The sequence below is a fragment of the Nostoc sp. DedQUE05 genome, assembly GCF_034530955.1.
Taxonomy (GTDB): Bacteria; Cyanobacteriota; Cyanobacteriia; order Cyanobacteriales; family Nostocaceae; genus Nostoc.
On record NZ_JAVRCB010000027.1, the window covers coordinates 1 to 17,779 of the forward strand.

8 protein-coding genes are annotated in these 17,779 nt (G+C 42.6%); 6 read left to right on the plus strand and 2 right to left on the minus strand.

Annotated elements, in window-relative coordinates; translation table 11 throughout:
• Positions 1 to 147: 147 nt before the first annotated feature.
• The gene (locus RMZ42_RS20000; protein WP_322673039.1) at positions 148 to 288 is read left to right on the plus strand and encodes a hypothetical protein; all 141 of its coding nucleotides are present in this window, start codon (positions 148 to 150) and stop codon (positions 286 to 288) included.
• 141 nt (positions 289 to 429) lie between these two features.
• Here RMZ42_RS20000 and RMZ42_RS20005 read toward each other — a convergent pair whose 3' ends face one another.
• Entirely contained in the window at positions 430 to 1,389 is a 960-nt protein-coding gene (locus RMZ42_RS20005; protein WP_322673040.1) for an NAD-dependent epimerase/dehydratase family protein, read from the minus strand.
• A 552-nt stretch (positions 1,390 to 1,941) separates the two neighbouring features.
• On the opposite strand from RMZ42_RS20005, the gene purD reads away from it, so the two are divergent.
• The 5 genes from purD to RMZ42_RS20030 all read left to right on the plus strand — a co-directional run bounded on the left by purD (position 1,942) and on the right by RMZ42_RS20030 (position 16,926).
• A complete protein-coding gene (gene purD, locus RMZ42_RS20010) occupies positions 1,942 to 3,222 on the plus strand; it encodes a phosphoribosylamine--glycine ligase (RefSeq protein ID WP_322673041.1) in 1,281 nt (426 codons plus the stop codon).
• Positions 3,215 to 3,559: a XisI protein gene (locus RMZ42_RS20015; RefSeq protein WP_322673042.1), complete on the plus strand. Its 345-nt coding sequence runs from the start codon at positions 3,215 to 3,217 to the stop codon at positions 3,557 to 3,559. Before purD ends, RMZ42_RS20015 begins: the two co-directional genes overlap by 8 nt.
• A gap of 311 nt (positions 3,560 to 3,870) precedes the next feature.
• Positions 3,871 to 5,817: a two-component system sensor histidine kinase NblS gene (gene nblS / locus RMZ42_RS20020; protein ID WP_322673043.1), complete on the plus strand. Its 1,947-nt coding sequence runs from the start codon at positions 3,871 to 3,873 to the stop codon at positions 5,815 to 5,817.
• 398 nt (positions 5,818 to 6,215) lie between these two features.
• The gene (locus RMZ42_RS20025; RefSeq protein ID WP_322673044.1) at positions 6,216 to 11,657 is read left to right on the plus strand and encodes an AAA family ATPase; all 5,442 of its coding nucleotides are present in this window, start codon (positions 6,216 to 6,218) and stop codon (positions 11,655 to 11,657) included.
• Between the two features lie 418 nt (positions 11,658 to 12,075).
• The gene (locus tag RMZ42_RS20030; RefSeq protein WP_322673045.1) at positions 12,076 to 16,926 is read left to right on the plus strand and encodes a non-ribosomal peptide synthetase; all 4,851 of its coding nucleotides are present in this window, start codon (positions 12,076 to 12,078) and stop codon (positions 16,924 to 16,926) included.
• A 397-nt stretch (positions 16,927 to 17,323) separates the two neighbouring features.
• On the opposite strand, the gene RMZ42_RS20035 is transcribed toward RMZ42_RS20030, so the two are convergent.
• Positions 17,324 to 17,695 (minus strand): zinc ribbon domain-containing protein, encoded by a 372-nt coding sequence (locus RMZ42_RS20035; protein ID WP_322673046.1) that lies wholly within the window; start codon positions 17,693 to 17,695, stop codon positions 17,324 to 17,326.
• Positions 17,696 to 17,779 lie beyond the last annotated feature (84 nt).

The window sequence follows — 17,779 nt, forward strand, 5'->3', positions numbered from 1 at the left end:
GCTATTTTACCAATTAGAGGTTTTACTTAGCAAAGTTACCTTGGTAGACTACTAGAAGCATACAATACCACCCTCTCTACTATTGATGTCTTACTAACCCAGCTCGTCGAAAATGAACAGGATTTAGCAGACTATTCTGAGAAAATTTTGCGTGGTGTTGCTCATAAATATGGTAATAATAGCCATGAGTATCAGATGGCTGGGGGTACTCGTAAAAGCGATGTCTACGACGGGCTACGCCTACGCAAGCGTGCTACACGCCAAGGTGTTGTTTTGACTATCAGTTAAAGCAACAGTCAAGGTGGTTAGGACATCAACAGACGATAAAACTTAGACACAAAAAGGCTTTTCACCCAGTCCCCAGTCCCCAGTCCCCAGTCCCTTGCTATAAGGACAAAACGGTTAAACAGATAAAGAGAATCAGGAAAATTAGGAAGACAGGGAATACAAAGATTTCACCCACTCCCATTCCTGCGTCAAACCCTCTTTTAGAGAGACTTGCGGCTGATATCCAAGAATTTTCTGTGCTTTAGATACATCAGCAGCCGTGTGGCGCGCGTCTCCCATCGCTTTTTCAATGTGGTTTCTTTTGATTGGCTTCCCAACAATTTCTTCAATCGTATTTAAAACTTCTGCTAAAACCACCCTGCTCCCACCACCGATATTAAAGATTTCTCCCACTGCTTCGGCTGCGGTAGCGGCGGCTAAATTAGCGGCGACGATATCACTAACAAAGGTAAACTCCCGCGTTTGCTGGCCATCGCCGTAAATAGGAATCGCCTCATCGTGCAAAATGGATTGAAAAAATTTATGAAATGCCATATCTGGGCGCTGTTTGGGGCCATAAACTGTGAAATAGCGCAATGTCACACAAGGTACACCAAAGTTTTTGTAATACAGTTCACACAAAAACTCTGCTGCTAGCTTGGTAATGCCGTAAGGAGAAACCGGTTGAGGACAAATTTTCTCGTGGGTAGGTAATGTTTCTGCATCACCATATACACTAGATGAAGAGGCAAACACTAACCTTTTTAAGTGTTTAGCATCCTTAGCTGCTTCCAGCAAAACTTGTGTAGCGTTAACATTTCGTTCTGTATAGCCTCGAAAAGCTTTACCCCAACTTGCTCTGACCCCTGCTTGTGCCGCTTGATGGTAAACTACATCAACATCTTTTAGGAGTTTCTGCCAATCTAAAAACTGCATATCTCCTTCAATTAATGCAAAACTAGGTAAACGATACAAGTGTGCAACATTGTTTCGCTTTAACATCGGATCGTAATAATCATTGAATTCATCAATCCCGATTACTTCGTTTCCTTGTTGTAGCAATGTTTCTGCAAGATGAGAACCAATAAAGCCTGCGACTCCAGTAACGATAATTTTAGCCATGTTGCCGATTTTTTCTATCCTGATTAACCGCGATATTCACAGGTTAATAATTATAATCAAAAATCGGTTATTAATTGAAGATTATTTTATAGATAGGTTGAATTATATCAGCATAAAAGATAATTAAACTAATACATTTATGCTAAAAATGTGTTATGAACTTGATGGAGTAATTACTAATAATAAAAACTAAAATTTTACTAATTAGTTAAATTTAATTTTTAAAATAAATGCAGTTGGAATTCAATAACTAAAATAGCTGAAAAACCCAAGGTTTTACCCCACCCTAACCCTCCCCTTGTAAAGGGGAGGGAACAAGATTTCTTATTTCCCCCCTTTATAAGGGGGGACTAAGGGGGGTAAATCCAGGGTTTGTGTGTACACCGTAGCTCAATATATCGGGGGAATTAAGGGGAGTAGAATTTTAGGGGACTTTTACAAGAGGTATACTAAATCATCAGAAACTTGCACAAGTGTGAAAATTGATGAAAAAATTGATCCGCGAGAGCAGTTAAGGTATTCTCATTTTGCAAGGGACGCACGAGGAAATCAGTGAAAGTTTTAGTCGTTGGTAATGGAGGGCGCGAACACGCTCTGGCGTGGAAACTGTTGCAATCTAAGCAAATTGAGCAAGTCATCTGTGTACCAGGGAATGGGGGGACGGCAAGTATGGAACGTTGCCAGAACTTGCCCTTAGCAGTAGACGATTTTGAGGGAATGAGCCGATATGCTCTAGAACATGGCATAACTCTGGTAATAGTTGGCCCAGAAGTTCCCCTATCTAAGGGAATCACAGATTACCTCCAAAACAAAGGATTGATGGTATTTGGCCCAGTCAGAGCCGGAGCGCAAATTGAAGCGAGTAAAGCTTGGGCAAAAGCCCTGATGCAAGAAGCAGGGATTCCAACGGCACGGGCTGCGGTATTTACGGAAGCTGCGGCAGCAAAATCTTACGTCAAATCTCAGGGAGCGCCCATTGTTGTTAAAGCTGATGGCTTGGCGGCTGGTAAGGGTGTAACGGTGGCTGAAACAGTTACACAAGCAGAAAGTGCCATTGATGCAATTTTTCAAGGGCAATTTGGCAGTGCTGGTGAGTTTGTCGTCATTGAAGAATGTTTGATTGGGCAAGAAGTATCAGTTTTAGCATTGACTGATGGGTTAACAATTAGACCCTTGTTACCAGCGCAAGATCATAAGCGGATTGGTGACGGCGATACAGGCGAAAATACTGGCGGGATGGGAGCATACAGCCCCGCACCCATCGCTACACCAGAGTTGATGGCACGCATTCAAACAGAAGTATTAGAAAGAGCGATCGCCACCTTAAGAGCTAAAGGCATTGATTACCGAGGCGTGCTGTATGCTGGGTTAATGATTGCACCCGATGGCGATTTGAAGGTTTTGGAATTTAACTGTCGCTTTGGCGATCCCGAAACCCAGGTGATTTTACCACTGTTAGAAACACCCCTAGAAGAATTGATTCTAGCTTGCGTACAGCAGCGCTTAAGTGAATTGCCGCCCATTGCTTGGAAAGGGGGAGCATCTGCGACTGTCGTTGCCGCTTCCGGTGGTTATCCAGGAGAATATCAAAAAGGCCAGGTGATTACTGGCATTGAGCAGGCAGAAGCAGCAGGAGCAACTGTATTTCATGCAGGTACGAAATTGAACCAGCAACAAGAAATAGTCACAGACGGGGGTCGAGTATTAAATGTGACCGGAATCGGAGAAAATTTTGAGCAAGCGATCGCTCAAGCCTACGCTAGTATCCAACATATCCAGTTTCAGGGAATGTATTACCGAAGAGATATAGGGCATAAAGTGGTTAATGGATAAATTAACTGAGTATCCCCAGATAATTAAGCGTATCCTTACTGAGTACGTAGAACTATGCAACCGTCGTTCTAACCGAGACATCGAAAGATTCTTAATTATCGATGAGCCAAAGGGTCACTATATTTGGATGAACCTTGGTTGGCAAAATGGCGAACGCATTACTGGTATGACTGTCTACGTTCGGATTCGAGATGGCAAATTCTGGATTGAGGAAGATTGGACTGAAGATGGAATCGCAACTGACCTAGTTGGTGCAGGTGTTGCCAAAGAAGATATAGTTTTGGCATTCCATGAGCCTAAAATGCGGCAGTACACAGATTTTGCAGTAGCATCCTAGCGATCGCTAATTTTTTAGTTGTTGGGGTTTGAGGAAAACAGGAGAGAGAAAGTTAAACTAATGCCTAATACCCTTCAGGAGTGCTGAGTGCAGGGCGTTGAGCCAGTGCTGAATTGGTAATCTCACTTATGTTACTTGGAACTTGGAACTGTTTTGCTCAATGCCCACTTGCCCTGAGCGAAGCCGTTCGCGTAGCGTCTCGCAGAGAAGGGATGCCTCATTCCCCATTTCCCTAACATATTTGTCAAATTAACTGTTAATTTTTAAGTTGTTGGGCTTTATAACAAAGACTACTAACAACTTTATTTAAGATGCTAAGTCTGTTCAAATCAATTCGAGATGCGATCGCAAGTTGGTGGTCGGAGTTCACTCTCCAAACTAAACTGCTGGCTGTGGCCACAATGGTAGTTTCGTTGGTGATGAGTGGTTTAACCTTCTGGGCTGTAAATACAATTCAGCAGGATGCGCAGATGAATGATACCCGCTTTGGTCGTGATTTGGGGCTGCTGCTTGCTGCCAACGTTGCCCCCCTGGTCGCGGACAATAATCTCACCGAGGTCGCCCGATTTTCTCAACGTTTCTATAGCAGCACCTCTAGCGTGCGTTATATGCTTTATGCCGATGAAAACGGGGAAATCTTTTTTGGCATTCCTTTTTGGGAAGCCGAGGTAGAAAATTCCCTTACCATTAAACGGCGGATACAACTGCCAGAAGATTATCCTGGTGATGGGGAAAAGCCGATGGTGCGGCAACACACAACCCCAGATGGGACAGTCACCGATGTATTTATTCCCCTGATTGTCAATAAAAAATACTTAGGTGTATTAGCGATCGGGTTCAACCCCAATCAAACCGCTGTTATCTCTACCAATTTTACCCGCGATGTCACCATTGCCGTTTTTATCACAATTTGGGTAATGGTGATTTTGGCAGGAGTGATTAACGCTTTGACCATCACCAAGCCGATTAAAGAACTACTGGTGGGGGTAAAGCAAATTGCTACCGGGAATTTTAAGCAGCGGATTAATTTACCTTTAGGCGGCGAACTAGGAGAATTAATTTTCAGCTTTAATGAGATGGCAGAGCGATTAGAGCGCTATGAAGAACAGAACATTGAAGAACTAACCGCAGAAAAAGCCAAGCTAGAAACTTTAGTTTCCACGATCGCAGATGGTGCTGTGTTGATTGACAACAACATGCAGGTGATTTTAGTCAACCCCACAGCAGAGCGAATTTTTGGCTGGGAAGCCGCTAATGTAGTCGGTTGCAATGTCTTGCATCACTTGCCAGCATCAGTACAAATCGAAATCACCCGTCCTTTGTACGAAATGGCAGTAGGCGAATGCGAAAGCGCCGAATTCCGAATTTTTATTAACCAACCCACCCCACGGACGATCCGCATTCTTTTGACTACAGTACTCAACCTGCAAAGAGAAAGCATCAAAGGTATTGCGATTACTATTCAAGATATAACCCGTGAAGTCGAACTAAACGAGGCAAAAAGTCAATTTATCAGCAACGTTTCTCACGAACTGCGAACGCCTCTATTTAACATTAAAACTTATATTGAAACCCTGCACGACTACGGCGAAGACTTGGCTTTACAAGAACGGCAAGAGTTTCTGCAAACAGTCAACCATGAAACCGATCGCCTCACCCGCCTAGTTAACGATGTTTTGGATTTATCAAAACTCGAATCTGGTCGCAACTACAGCTTTGATGGCGTAGATTTAGCCCAAGCGATCGAGCAAACCCTGCGTACTTACCAACTCAATGCCAAAGATAAAGGTGTTGAACTTGTTCAGGAAGTTGCCCCTAATTTGCCGCTAGTATTAGGTAATTACGATCTATTAGTACAAGTGTTTGGCAACCTGATTGGTAATGCGCTTAAATTCACCAAAGCCGGTGGTAAAGTAGCAATCCGCGCCTACCAACTAGATTTCAACCCCAGTCACACCGAATCTGTACCAGTGCGGATTGAAATTTCCGATACTGGAATTGGCATCGCCACAGAAGATCAACACTCAATTTTTGAACGCTTTTTCCGCGTAGAAAACCGAGTTCACACCCTAGAAGGTACGGGTTTAGGTTTATCGATTGTTAGAAATATCATCGACAGACATCGTAGTAAAGTTCATCTAGTGAGTGAAGTCGGCATTGGCACCACTTTTTGGTTTGACTTAGCCATATTTGAAGAAAAAGCGCCGTTGATACAAGTTGAAGCTATTGCGGAAACATCCAAAATTACCACAGTTTGAAAATTGCAGAAGCATCCAAAATCATCACAACCTGAAGATTAAGGATTGAGTATGGTTTGTTATTTTTGACCATTCCTGATAGTGGCAATTTTGGATGAAGCTTTTGAAGAAATTGCCACACTTTATTCAATTTATACATAAGAGTTGATTAGCGATCGCTCTCTAGGTGGATCGTCTCACAAAATCGCATTGCTCTCTTTTGAATCTAGAAATACTACACTAACTGTTCGCATAGTTGTTGATATAACTGTCATTGACAATCTTGGTGCAAGCAGTATTGAATTTTGCCTAATTGTGGCTCAATTAATTATGTATACAAGTTACGGAATGTTTATTCTGCCAAATTCTTGGGAAATATTAAAATTATCAACTTCTTCTCAAAATTTTAACTTGACCCTATGACGACGCTGGCAGCAATCCCCGATTCAAATCCATTGCCGTATATCCCTGGTTATGCCATTGTTAAGCAGCTATATGCAGGTTCTCAGACAATAGTTTATCGAGCAGTGCAGGAGTCAAGTCAGCGTCCGGTGGTGATTAAACTATTACGGCAAGACTACCCCAACTTTAACGAGTTATTACAGTTTCGTAACGAGTATGCAATTACCAAAAATCTCAACATTCCTGGCATAATCCACCCATTGAGCCTAGAAGCATACGCTAACAGCTATGCCTTAGTAATGGAAGACTTTGGCGGCATTTCCCTACGGGATTATACCCAAAATTATTCCCTATCTTTAGAGGAATTTTTAGAAATAGCCCGACAAATTGCTGATATTCTCCATGAAGTCTGCCAGCATCGAGTCATCCACAAAGATATCAAACCTGCCAACATTCTGATTCATCCAGAATCACAACAAGTCAAGCTGATTGACTTCAGCATTGCCTCCCTCCTCCCCCGCGAAACCCAGGAAATCCAAAATCCGAATGTGTTGGAAGGAACCCTTGCCTATCTTTCCCCAGAGCAAACCGGACGAATGAATCGCGGCATTGATTACCGCAGTGATTTCTATGCTTTAGGGGTGACATTGTACGAACTTTTGACTGGACAATTACCCTTTCAATCCAACGATCCGATGGAGTTAGTACACTGTCATTTAGCCAAGCTGCCACTCGCTCCACACAGTATTAATCCAGAAATTCCCGCGATCGCCTCAGAGATAGTATTGAAGTTAATGGCGAAAAATGCCGAAGATCGGTATCAAAGCGCCTTGGGTTTGAAATATGACTTAGAATGCTGTCTCAATCAATGGAAAGCAACGGGTAGAATAGAAACCTTTGTCTTGGGACAACGGGATGTGTGCGATCGCTTCATTATCCCCGAAAAACTCTATGGGCGAAACACAGAAGTTACAACCTTGCTCAAAGCTTTTGAGCGCGTCGCTAATGGCAGTTCAGAAATGATGCTAGTAGCAGGATTTTCCGGGATTGGTAAAACTGTGGCGATCAATGAAGTCCATAAACCGATTGTCAGACAACGCGGTTACTTCATCAAAGGCAAGTACGATCAGTTTCAGCGTAATATTCCGTTTAGTGGCTTTATGCAAGCCTTTCGCGATCTGATGGGACAACTGCTGAGTGAGAGTAATGTCCAATTGGCGGCGTGGAAAGCGAAAATTTTGGTTGCTGTAGGTGAAAACGGACAAGCAATTGTTGATGTGATCCCGGAACTAGAGCGAATTATCGGTCAACAGCCGCCAGTCCCAGAACTATCTGGTAATGCTGCCCAAAATCGTTTTAATTTGCTATTTCAGAAATTTATCGAGGTTTTCACCACCCCTGAGCATCCGCTAGTGATGTTTCTAGATGACTTGCAATGGGCAGACTCGGCATCTCTGAATTTACTGCAATTATTGATCGGTGAAGCCAATTCTGGATATTTACTCATTCTGGGTGCTTATCGAGATAATGAAGTTTTTCCGACTCATCCCTTGATACTAACGCTGGAACAGATTCAGCAAGCCCAAGCTACCGTCAATACCATTGCCCTGCAACCCTTGTCCGAAATAACGGTGAATCAATTGGTGGCAGACACCTTAAGTTGTCCTAATGAACTGGCTCAACCCCTGACGCAATTGGTATATCAGAAAACCAAAGGGAATCCCTTTTTTACAACGCAGTTTCTCAAAGCACTGCACGAAGAGGGTTGCATTCAGTTCCAGCCAGAACTGGGTTACTGGCAATGCGATCTGGCTTCGGTGCGGCAGTTGGCATTGACCGATGGAGTGGTAGAGTTCATGGCATTGCAGTTACAAAAACTTCCGGTGGATACACAGGAGCTTTTGAAACTGGCGGCTTGTATTGGCAACCAATTTGATTTGAAGACCTTGGCAATGGTCTCTGAAAAATCACTTATTGATATAGCGACCAACCTATGGACGGCGTTACAAGAAGGGCTGATTCTCCCCATTAGCGAAACCTACAAGTTCTTCCAATCAAATAACTCAGACCATATCGATCGCGGTGGTGAGATTGTCGTTCCTTATAAATTCTTGCACGATCGCGTCCAACAAACTGCTTATAGTCTGATTCCAGAAGATCGAAAACAGTCTATCCACTTCCAAATTGGACAACAACTGTGGGCAAATACGCCGGAAGCAGAGCGAGAAGGGAAAATTTTTGAAATTGTCAATCAATTGAACTACGGTCTGAAATTGACATCTCAAAAAAGTTCTCCTGGATTGTTGAATGCACAAAATGGTGACGAAATCTCCAGGCTGCAAGAATTGGATCTAGCTCAACTGAACCTGCTTGCAGGACAAAAAGCCAAGGCAGCAACCGCCTATGAAATGGCAAATAAATACTTCACAGCAGGGCTGGCAGCGCTCCCAGAAAACGGTTGGTCAGATCGTTACGACCTGACCCTTGCCCTTTATACAGAAGCGGCTGAAATTGAGTACCTGACTGCCCATTTCGAGCAGGCAGAACGACTTTCAGAAATTGTTCTTCAGCACGCCCAGGATTTGCTGCAAAAGGTGAAGATGTATGAAATCAAAATCTATTTCTACATTGCTCAGAATCAAATGCTGGCAGCAATCGACATCTGTCTGCAAGTGCTGGAATTTTTGGGCGAACCGCTGTTTAAAGAACCTCCACAGGAGTTAGCGATCGAGGATTTAATTAACCTTCCAGAGATGCTCGATCCGCACAAGTTAGCAGCCATGCGAATTGCGATCGCAATGGTCACTCCCAGCCTGAACGCTAAACCAGAGTTGTTACCACCGATTGCTTACACACTAGTGAACCTATCGATTCAATTTGGCAATTCGGCATTTTCAGCATTTGGCTACACTTTCTATGGCCTGGTTTTATGTGGTACCCCAACCGGAATTGAAAAAGGCTATCGGTTTGGACAATTAGGATTAAAATTGCTGGAGCGCTTCAACGACAGGAAATTGTATGCAAAAGTAATTAACATTTTTGATGTGTTTGTGCGCCACTGGCAAGAACCCGCTCGGAAAACCATCGCTCCTTTACGTGAAGCTATTCAGGTTGGATTAGAAATGGGTGATGTAGAGTATGCCTGCTACAACGCCGCCTCCTACTGTAACTATCTTTTCTTCATCGGTGAAGCACTGGAGCAGGTAAATCAGCAACAGCAAAAATACATCGATCTGTTGTTGAAATTCAAACAAGAATATCAAATTTATTTCAGCCAGATTTGTCGTCAGCTGGTGTTGAATTTGATGGGAGCAGCAGAAGATCCCTTAATACTAGTTGGAGAGAGTTTCGACGAGCAAAAAATGCTGCCGATTTTAATTGAAACTCAAAACGGAACTCTCTTGTTCCTGCTCCATCTGGCAAAGACCATTCTTCTGTTCATCTTTGAAGACTATCAGCAGGCACTTATCCATGCTCAAGAAGCTGAAAAATACCTGGGAAACATGGTTGGCTTCTTGCAGTTTGCCGAACATAATTTCTATTACTCCCTCGCTCTTTTGGCTACCTGTTCAAATGGCAATGAAGCAGAGCAACAATCGGCACTAGAAAAAGTTGCAGAAAACCAGAAATTGATGAGTCAATGGGCTTTTCACGCTCCTGCCAATCATCAACATAAATACGATTTAGTTGAAGCAGAGCGGGCAAAAATTTTAGGTCATTTAGACGCAATCACTTACTATAAAAAAGCCATTCAGGGGGCAAAAGAAAACGACTACATCCAAGAAGAAGCACTCAGCAATGAGCTGGCCGCCAAATTCTACCTAGCTTGGGGCAAAGAGAAGCTGGCCGCAGACTATATGCAACAAGCCTACTACTGCTACGCCCATTGGGGTGCAAAGGCGAAAGTTGCCCATTTAGAAGAACAATATCCGCAACTACTAACAGCCATTCTCCAATCGCCTAATCTTGCTATCACATCTACGGCAACCATCCCCTTAACTTTGATGAAAAGTGTAACTAAAAGTTCTAGCAACCAAAATTTATACTTAGATTTACAAGCGGTGATGAAAGCCGCACAAGCCATCTCTCAAGAAATTGAATTAGAGAAACTGTTGGCAACCTTGATGCAGATCGCGATCGCCAATGCTGGCGCCCAAATCGGTCATTTGGTTCTTCGCCAAGAGGAACAATGGTTAGTTGTAGCTCAAGCCGATCGAGAACTGGTAAAAACTTTAGAAATTCCCCTGGAGCAATACTCAGAAATTCCCCAAAGTTTGATTTATGCAGTAGCAAGAACTCAAGAGACGGCTGTGTTTGAAGACTTGAGTACAGCAGTGCAATTTGCCAGCGATCGCTACACAATCGCTCACCAGCCCAAATCAGTTTTATGTACTCCCATTAGTCGCCAAGGAAAACTCATCGGTATTTTGTACCTGGAGAACAACTTAATTTTAGGCGCTTTTACCAGCGAGCGCATCGAGATTCTCCAACTCCTAACTAGTCAAGCCGCTATCTCTGTGGAAAATGCTCGTTTGTATCAACAAACCGAAAACTATTCTTACACCCTAGAAGCAGAGGTAGAACACAAAACCCAAGCTCTCAACCAAAAAGCCCAAGATTTAGAGCAGACCTTGAAAAAATTGCAGCAAACTCAAGGACAATTAATTCATAGCGAAAAAATGTCATCCCTCGGTCAATTGGTAGCTGGTATTGCTCACGAAATTAACAATCCAGTTAATTTTATTAAGGGTAATCTCACCCATACAGAAAATTACATTCAAGATATGATGCGTTTGCTGATGCTTTATCAGCAAGAATATCCCCAACCTAATCCAGCTATTCAAGCGATGAAGGAAGAAATTGAGCTTGATTTTCTGTTTAAAGATGCTAATCAAACCTTAGAATCTATGAAGATTGGTAGCGATCGCATCAGCAAAATTGTCCAGAGTTTACGCAACTTTGCTCGCTTAGATGAAGCCGAAATCAAAGCTGTAGATTTACACAGTGGGATTGAAAGTACGCTGTTAATTTTGCAACATCGCTTACAAGCTTCTGAAAATCAACCCGAAGTGCGTGTCATTAAGGAGTATGGCAATCTACCTCTGGTGACTTGTTATCCTAGCCAGTTGAATCAAGTCTTCCTAAATCTGATTAACAATGCCATTGATGCGATTCGAGATAATCCCCAAAGCAGCCAACACCCAGAAATTCGGATTCGTACTGGAGTGATAGATCGTGAATGGTTACGAATTGCGATCGCCAATACAGATAGTAGCATTCCTGTAAATCTGCAAGAGCGAATTTTTGAACCGTTTTTCACTACAAAACCCATTGGTCGCGGTCAAGGTTTGGGCTTATTTGTCTGCTATTCCATTATCCAACAACATCGCGGTACTTTAACTGTGCGTTCTCAGCCCACTGAGGGAACTGAATTTGAGATTGTTCTCCCTATCTATTAGACATCTTGCAAAAGTTACTTTTGCTTTCCGGTTGGGGAAAGGTTACTGGGTTTGAAAAAATTCCATACCTTTACAATACTGCACGCTTTGTGGATTTTTAACTCGGAATTGGATTTGGGAAAAGGTTAAAGGGTAAAGGTTAAAGGTTTCTTCTTTCCCCTTTACCCTTTACCCTTTTCCCTACAAATGCCAAGAAGTCTCTGGAGGCGGAGCCTTCCAGAATGGGTTAAGAGCCTGGAGGCTCTTAACCAGTCAGAGCCAAGGCTATATCTTACAGCTATTTTCAGGTAAATAGACCACGCGGTAGGGGCACAGCATTGCTGATATGTGTCAACTTCAGCGTAAAAACTTTTCATTGTGACTAGCCAATTTAAGTATTTTAGAATAGTTTAGTAGTATTAAAAACTACTAATTTACCGTGAAAAATTCTACTGAAAGTTCTCAACAAGACCTCAGTTTACCCAAGATAGAAGTAGACCAGCTGCTTCTGGAATGGCATGAAAATCCAGCAGCTTACGTAAGTAATATATGTATCAATCAGTTGTTTGAATATCAAGTAGAAAAAACACCTGAGCAAATTGCGGTGATTTTTGAAGACAAACAAATTTCTTATCAAGAACTTAACCAGCGAGCTAATCAACTAGCGCACTATCTACAAACCCTGAATGTCAAACCAGAGGTTTTAGTTGGCATTTTCCTAGAGCGATCGCTAGAAATGATTGTTGGACTATTAGCCATCCTCAAAGCAGGCGGAGCTTATGTCCCCTTAGATCCAGCCTATCCCTCAGAGCGCCTAGCTTTAATGCTAGAGGACTCACAGTTATCGATACTGCTGACACAACAAAATTTACTTTCAAAGCTTCCAGAGCATCAGGCCCATATAGTTTGTCTAGATAACGATAAAGAGGCAATTACTCAACAAAGTCAGGAGAATCTAACCTGTCTAGCGACAGATAAAAACCTGTCTTATGTCATTTACACCTCCGGTTCGACTGGTAAACCGAAAGGGGTAGCTATTGAACATCACAGCACAGTCGCTCTGTTGCATTGGGCAAAAGAAGTTTTTACAACAGAGGATCTAGCTGGAGTGCTAGCAGCAACATCTATTTGCTTCGATCTCTCAGTTTTTGAAATATTTGTTCCCCTCAGTTTGGGTGGTAAGGTGATTTTGGCAGAAAATGCCTTGTATTTACCTACCTTACTTGCCGCTCAAGAAGTCACTCTCATCAATACAGTGCCATCTGCGATCGCAGAGTTACTCAGAATTCAAGGTATACCCGCTTCTGTTCGCATCGTTAACTTAGCCGGCGAACCTCTACAAAATCGTTTGGTGCAGCAGATATATACGTTGGACAATATTCAAAAAGTCTTTAATCTATACGGCCCTACAGAAGATACAACCTATTCCACATTTGCCTTAGTTAACAAAGGTGATAGCAGTGTGACTATCGGTCGTCCGATAACCAACACATACTGTCTTTTGTTGGACGAACAAATGCAGATAGTCCCCACAGGTGTTTCTGGAGAACTATATATTGGCGGCGAGGGACTAGCTAGAGGCTATCTCAACCGTCCAGAACTGACAGATCAGCGATTTATTCCCAACCCTTTTGAGGAGGCAGGAGGCAGGCGGTCACTGAGCGTAGCTGAAGTGAGGCAGAAGGCAGGAGGGAGTAAATTATATAAAACTGGGGATTTAGCTCGTTACTTACCAGAAGGCAACATTGAGTATATTGGGCGCATTGACCAACAAGTAAAGATTCGCGGCTTCCGGATTGAGCTAGGAGATATTGAAACTGCACTGTGGCAACATCCTGATGTGCAAGAAGTTGTAGTGATTGCTAAAGAATTTTCCCCTGGCGACCAACGCCTAGTAGCTTACGTAGTTCTCAAGCCCGAATCATCAGACACGAATGTTGGTAATTTACGCCGTTTTATCAAACAGAAATTGCCTGACTACATGATCCCTTCTCGCTTTGTGCAATTGAGTGCTTTACCCTTAACAGCTAACGGAAAAGTCGATCGTAAGGCGCTCCCAGCACCCGTTCAAACTTTGAATGCAAATGAGAAGTTTGTTGCTCCTCGCACTCCTATTGAGGAACGAGTAGCAGAAATTTGGTCTACTGTATTGGGTCTAAAAAACATTGGCGTTCATGACAATTTCTTAGCGTTGGGAGGACATTCCTTACTAGCCTTTCAGATCCTCTGCCGTATCCGCGATATCTTTCAAGTTGAGTTATCAATGCGGCATTTCTTTGAAGCGCCCACCATCTCTGAAATAGCCCAAAGCATCATACAAGCACAACAGGAAAACATAGGATGTTCTGTGCCAATACAATCTATTGGGCGCGATGGCGATTTACCGCTTTCTTTTGGGCAAGAACGGTTGTGGTTTATTGACCAGTTAGTACCCAATCATGCTTTTTACAATGTTCCCGAAGCCTTTCGCCTCAAAGGTGTACTCAACGCCACAATATTAGAGCAGAGCTTGAATGAAATTATCAAACGTCATGAAGTCCTACGAACTACATATTCCAGTTTGAACGGACAACCCATACAGGTCATCCACTCAACTTTTCCCATCAAACTCTTAGTGGTGAATCTCCAAGGGCTGTCTCCAGACGAGCAAGAATCTCAAGTCCATCAGATCGTACTTAAAGAAGCCCAACGTCCTTTCAATTTAGTTCAAGGACCATTGCTACGAACAACATTGCTGCAATTGAGTTCAGAGGAACATATATTCCTCCTCAACCTACACCACATTCTTTGTGATGATTGGTCTTTAAGTGTTTTGTTCGAGGAACTGTCAACTCTCTATCAAGCTTTTTCCACTGGCAACCCCTCTACTCTTCCTAACTTAGCTATTCAGTATGCAGACTTTGCAGCTTGGCAACGGCAGTCGCTACAAGGTGAAATATTAAATAATAAGCTTGTTTATTGGCAGCAACATTTGAGTGGCAGTCTACCTATATTAGAATTGCCCACCGATTATCCACGACCATTAGAGCCAACATATCAGGGTGCGCGTCAATCGGTCGTTATCCCCAAATCCCTAACAGATGCCCTCAATGTTCTCTCGCGCCAAGAGAGTACTACCTTGTTTATGACCTTGTTGGCAGCATTCCAGACACTCCTATTTCGCTACACAGGGCAAGAAGACATTTTAGTAGGCGCTCCGATAAGCGATCGCCACCGTTCTGAATTAGAAGGGCTAATTGGGTTTTTGCTCAATACTTTGGTATTGCGAACCAACTTGTCTGACTCTCCAAGTTTCCGGCAGTTGTTAGGCCGAGTCCGGGAAGTAGCTTTATCGGGTTATACTCACCAAGACTTACCGTTTGAGAAGCTAGTTGATGCTCTACAAATCGAGCGAGGCTTGAACCAGAATCCACTAATTTCAGTGATGTTTCATCTTCAGAATACCCCAAGACCTAAGCTGACTGTTCCCGGATTGACAATGAACCGTCTGGAAATTGATAACGGGACATCCAAGTTCGATCTATACCTGGAACTGCGCGAGACAGCAGCAGGGATATCTGGCAACTTGGAATATAATACTGACCTATTTAAAGCTGAGACGATCGCTCTGATGGTGGAAAATTTTTCTACTCTAGTACAGAGTATTGTCTCTAACCCAGACCAGACAATTTCCAACTTACCCCTGTTAACATTCCCTAGCGATCGGCAAACTAAGCGAGTATACAACGGCAATATAGATATTCGCAGTCTACCAGAGCCTGAATTGGATAGAAGCGATTTGGAAGCAAAATTTGTCGCACCTCGTACTCTGATTGAGTCACAAATGGCTGAAATTTGGCGCCGAGTTTTAGCGATCGCAGAAGTTGGGATTCACGATAATTTCTTTGAGCTTGGCGGTAATTCCCTACTAGCATCTAGGTTGATTTTTTTGGTGAGAGAAACCTTTCAAGTAGATTTACCTCTAAAAAGCTTGTTTGAAAAATCCACCATAGAAGCGCTGGCTCAGGTAATAGAGACAGTGCGTCGAGATGGCGCTTCTGCTTTAACCAGTGCGATCGATCTAAAATCTGAGGTAGTACTCGATCCCGCCATCGATGCTCAAGGAAGGACTGTTGTTCAGGTCGATGAATTGCGTCATGTTTTTCTCACAGGAGCTACAGGCTTTTTGGGGGCTTTTTTAATTGATGAACTGCTACATCAAACTCAAGCAAAAATATACTGCCTAGTGCGCTCCCCGAACGAGCATGAAGGGTTAGAAAAGATTCAACAAAACCTAGAAAAATATTCCCTTCATCACCCAAATTTTAGCTCTAATGTAATTGCAATTCCGGGAGACTTAGAACAGCCATGTTTGGGTCTTCCTATTGAACAGTTTGAAAAATTGGGTTTGCAAATTGATGCTATTTATCACAGTGCTGCCCAAGTGAATTTTGCTAAACCATACCCTGCAATCAAGGAACCCAATGTTATCGGAACTCAAGAAGTTCTCAGATTAGCTTGTATGGGCAAAATTAAACCAATGCATTACATTTCTACTGTTGCTGTTTTTGGTGCAATCAACCATTTTACAGGACAAAAACTAGTTTACGAAGATGACGATATCCAGCTTTGTAAAGACTATGTTGCTTTGGATCTCGGCTATTCTCAAACCAAATGGGTAGCCGAAAATCTTGTATGGGTTGCCAAGTCCAGGGGAATACCTGTTAGCATCTTCAGAACAGGATTTCTCATGGGAGATAGCAAAACAGGTATTGCTCATACAAAAGATGCTTATGTGCCTAGAGTTATTAAAGGATGCATACAGCTTGGTAGTTATCCTGAACTCATAGATCAAAAAGAAGAAATGATTCCTGTGGATTATGCCAGCAGAGCAATTGTCCATTTATCCAAAAAGCAAGAATCTCTAGGAAAAGCTTTCCATATAGTACCGCCACCAGACCAAAATATTCCACTCATCGAGCTTTTTGAGGTTATTTGTTCTTATGGCTACCAACTCAAGAAGTTACCATATACTCAGTGGAAAGATGAGCTAATTGCAAGTTTCAGGCACTCTCAGGAAAATGCTTTACATCCGCTTTTATCGATGATGTCTGAAAAAGTCTATCAAGATTCTTTGACAATCATGGAGTTGTATCAAAATACAGTTGATTATGACTATCAAAATACCCTCAATGGATTGGCAGATTCTGCAATTGTTTGTCCACCAATGGATGTTAAACTATTTGATAAATACTTCTTATATTTCGTTAGTAGTGGTTTCTTAAATTCACCACCTTTAAGACAGGAGTAAATGTTCGCGCTATAATTTTCAGCTTAACATCTCCTTCAACTTTCTTCAGTAATTCTGGAGTGTATAGTGTGATTTACCTAATATTGAAGAAGACAATGTTTGGCTGGCAGACCGGAATTGTTGTACACTCAAGTTCTTATTTGGTATTGCTGCTGAAAAACGCTACTTTATTATCCAAGAGCATCAAAGTATGCCTTGGCATACGACTGATGATTTCTGATTAGCGGCCCAAAACAATAGTGACATTGTATTTGGTGCCGATGATGGTCAACTGTTAAAGGCACGTCGTATAAAAGGGGATCATCTTACTTTTGCAAAAGTGAGATGCTCCCCTCTTTAGTTCTGTATTAGACTCAACACAGAAGCGTTATATTCTCAACTCTTTAGAAAATCCAAATCAAGACCTTAATATCACGAACAACAAACAGACCAATAATAAACCCAAAAGTAACAGCAAAGCCTGATTGCGTTTTACCCAACTTTTCACAGTTGCTGCAAAACTGTTAGTGTAACGCTGCTGTTCCAACTCTAACTTTGTCTCTTCAATATTTTGGTAGAGGGTACAGTCTTTGGCGTAGGGACGTTTAGGAAAATTGCAAGTATCATCAGCGTGATAGGTGCAGGTGTCGCACAGATACCCATCCCCAGCGGCGCGGTGCAATGGAATACCGGGATGACCGTAAGCTTTGAGTGTAGTCCGGCAATAGGGACAACTAATAGCTTGACTATCAACAAGTTGATGGCAGTGGGGACAAGATACAGTAGCCAAAACCTTTAGCGCAAATAGGTAAACACTTTGATTCTAGCCATTCTTGGATTTTACGAGCAATAGAGGCAAAAATTTTTACAAGGG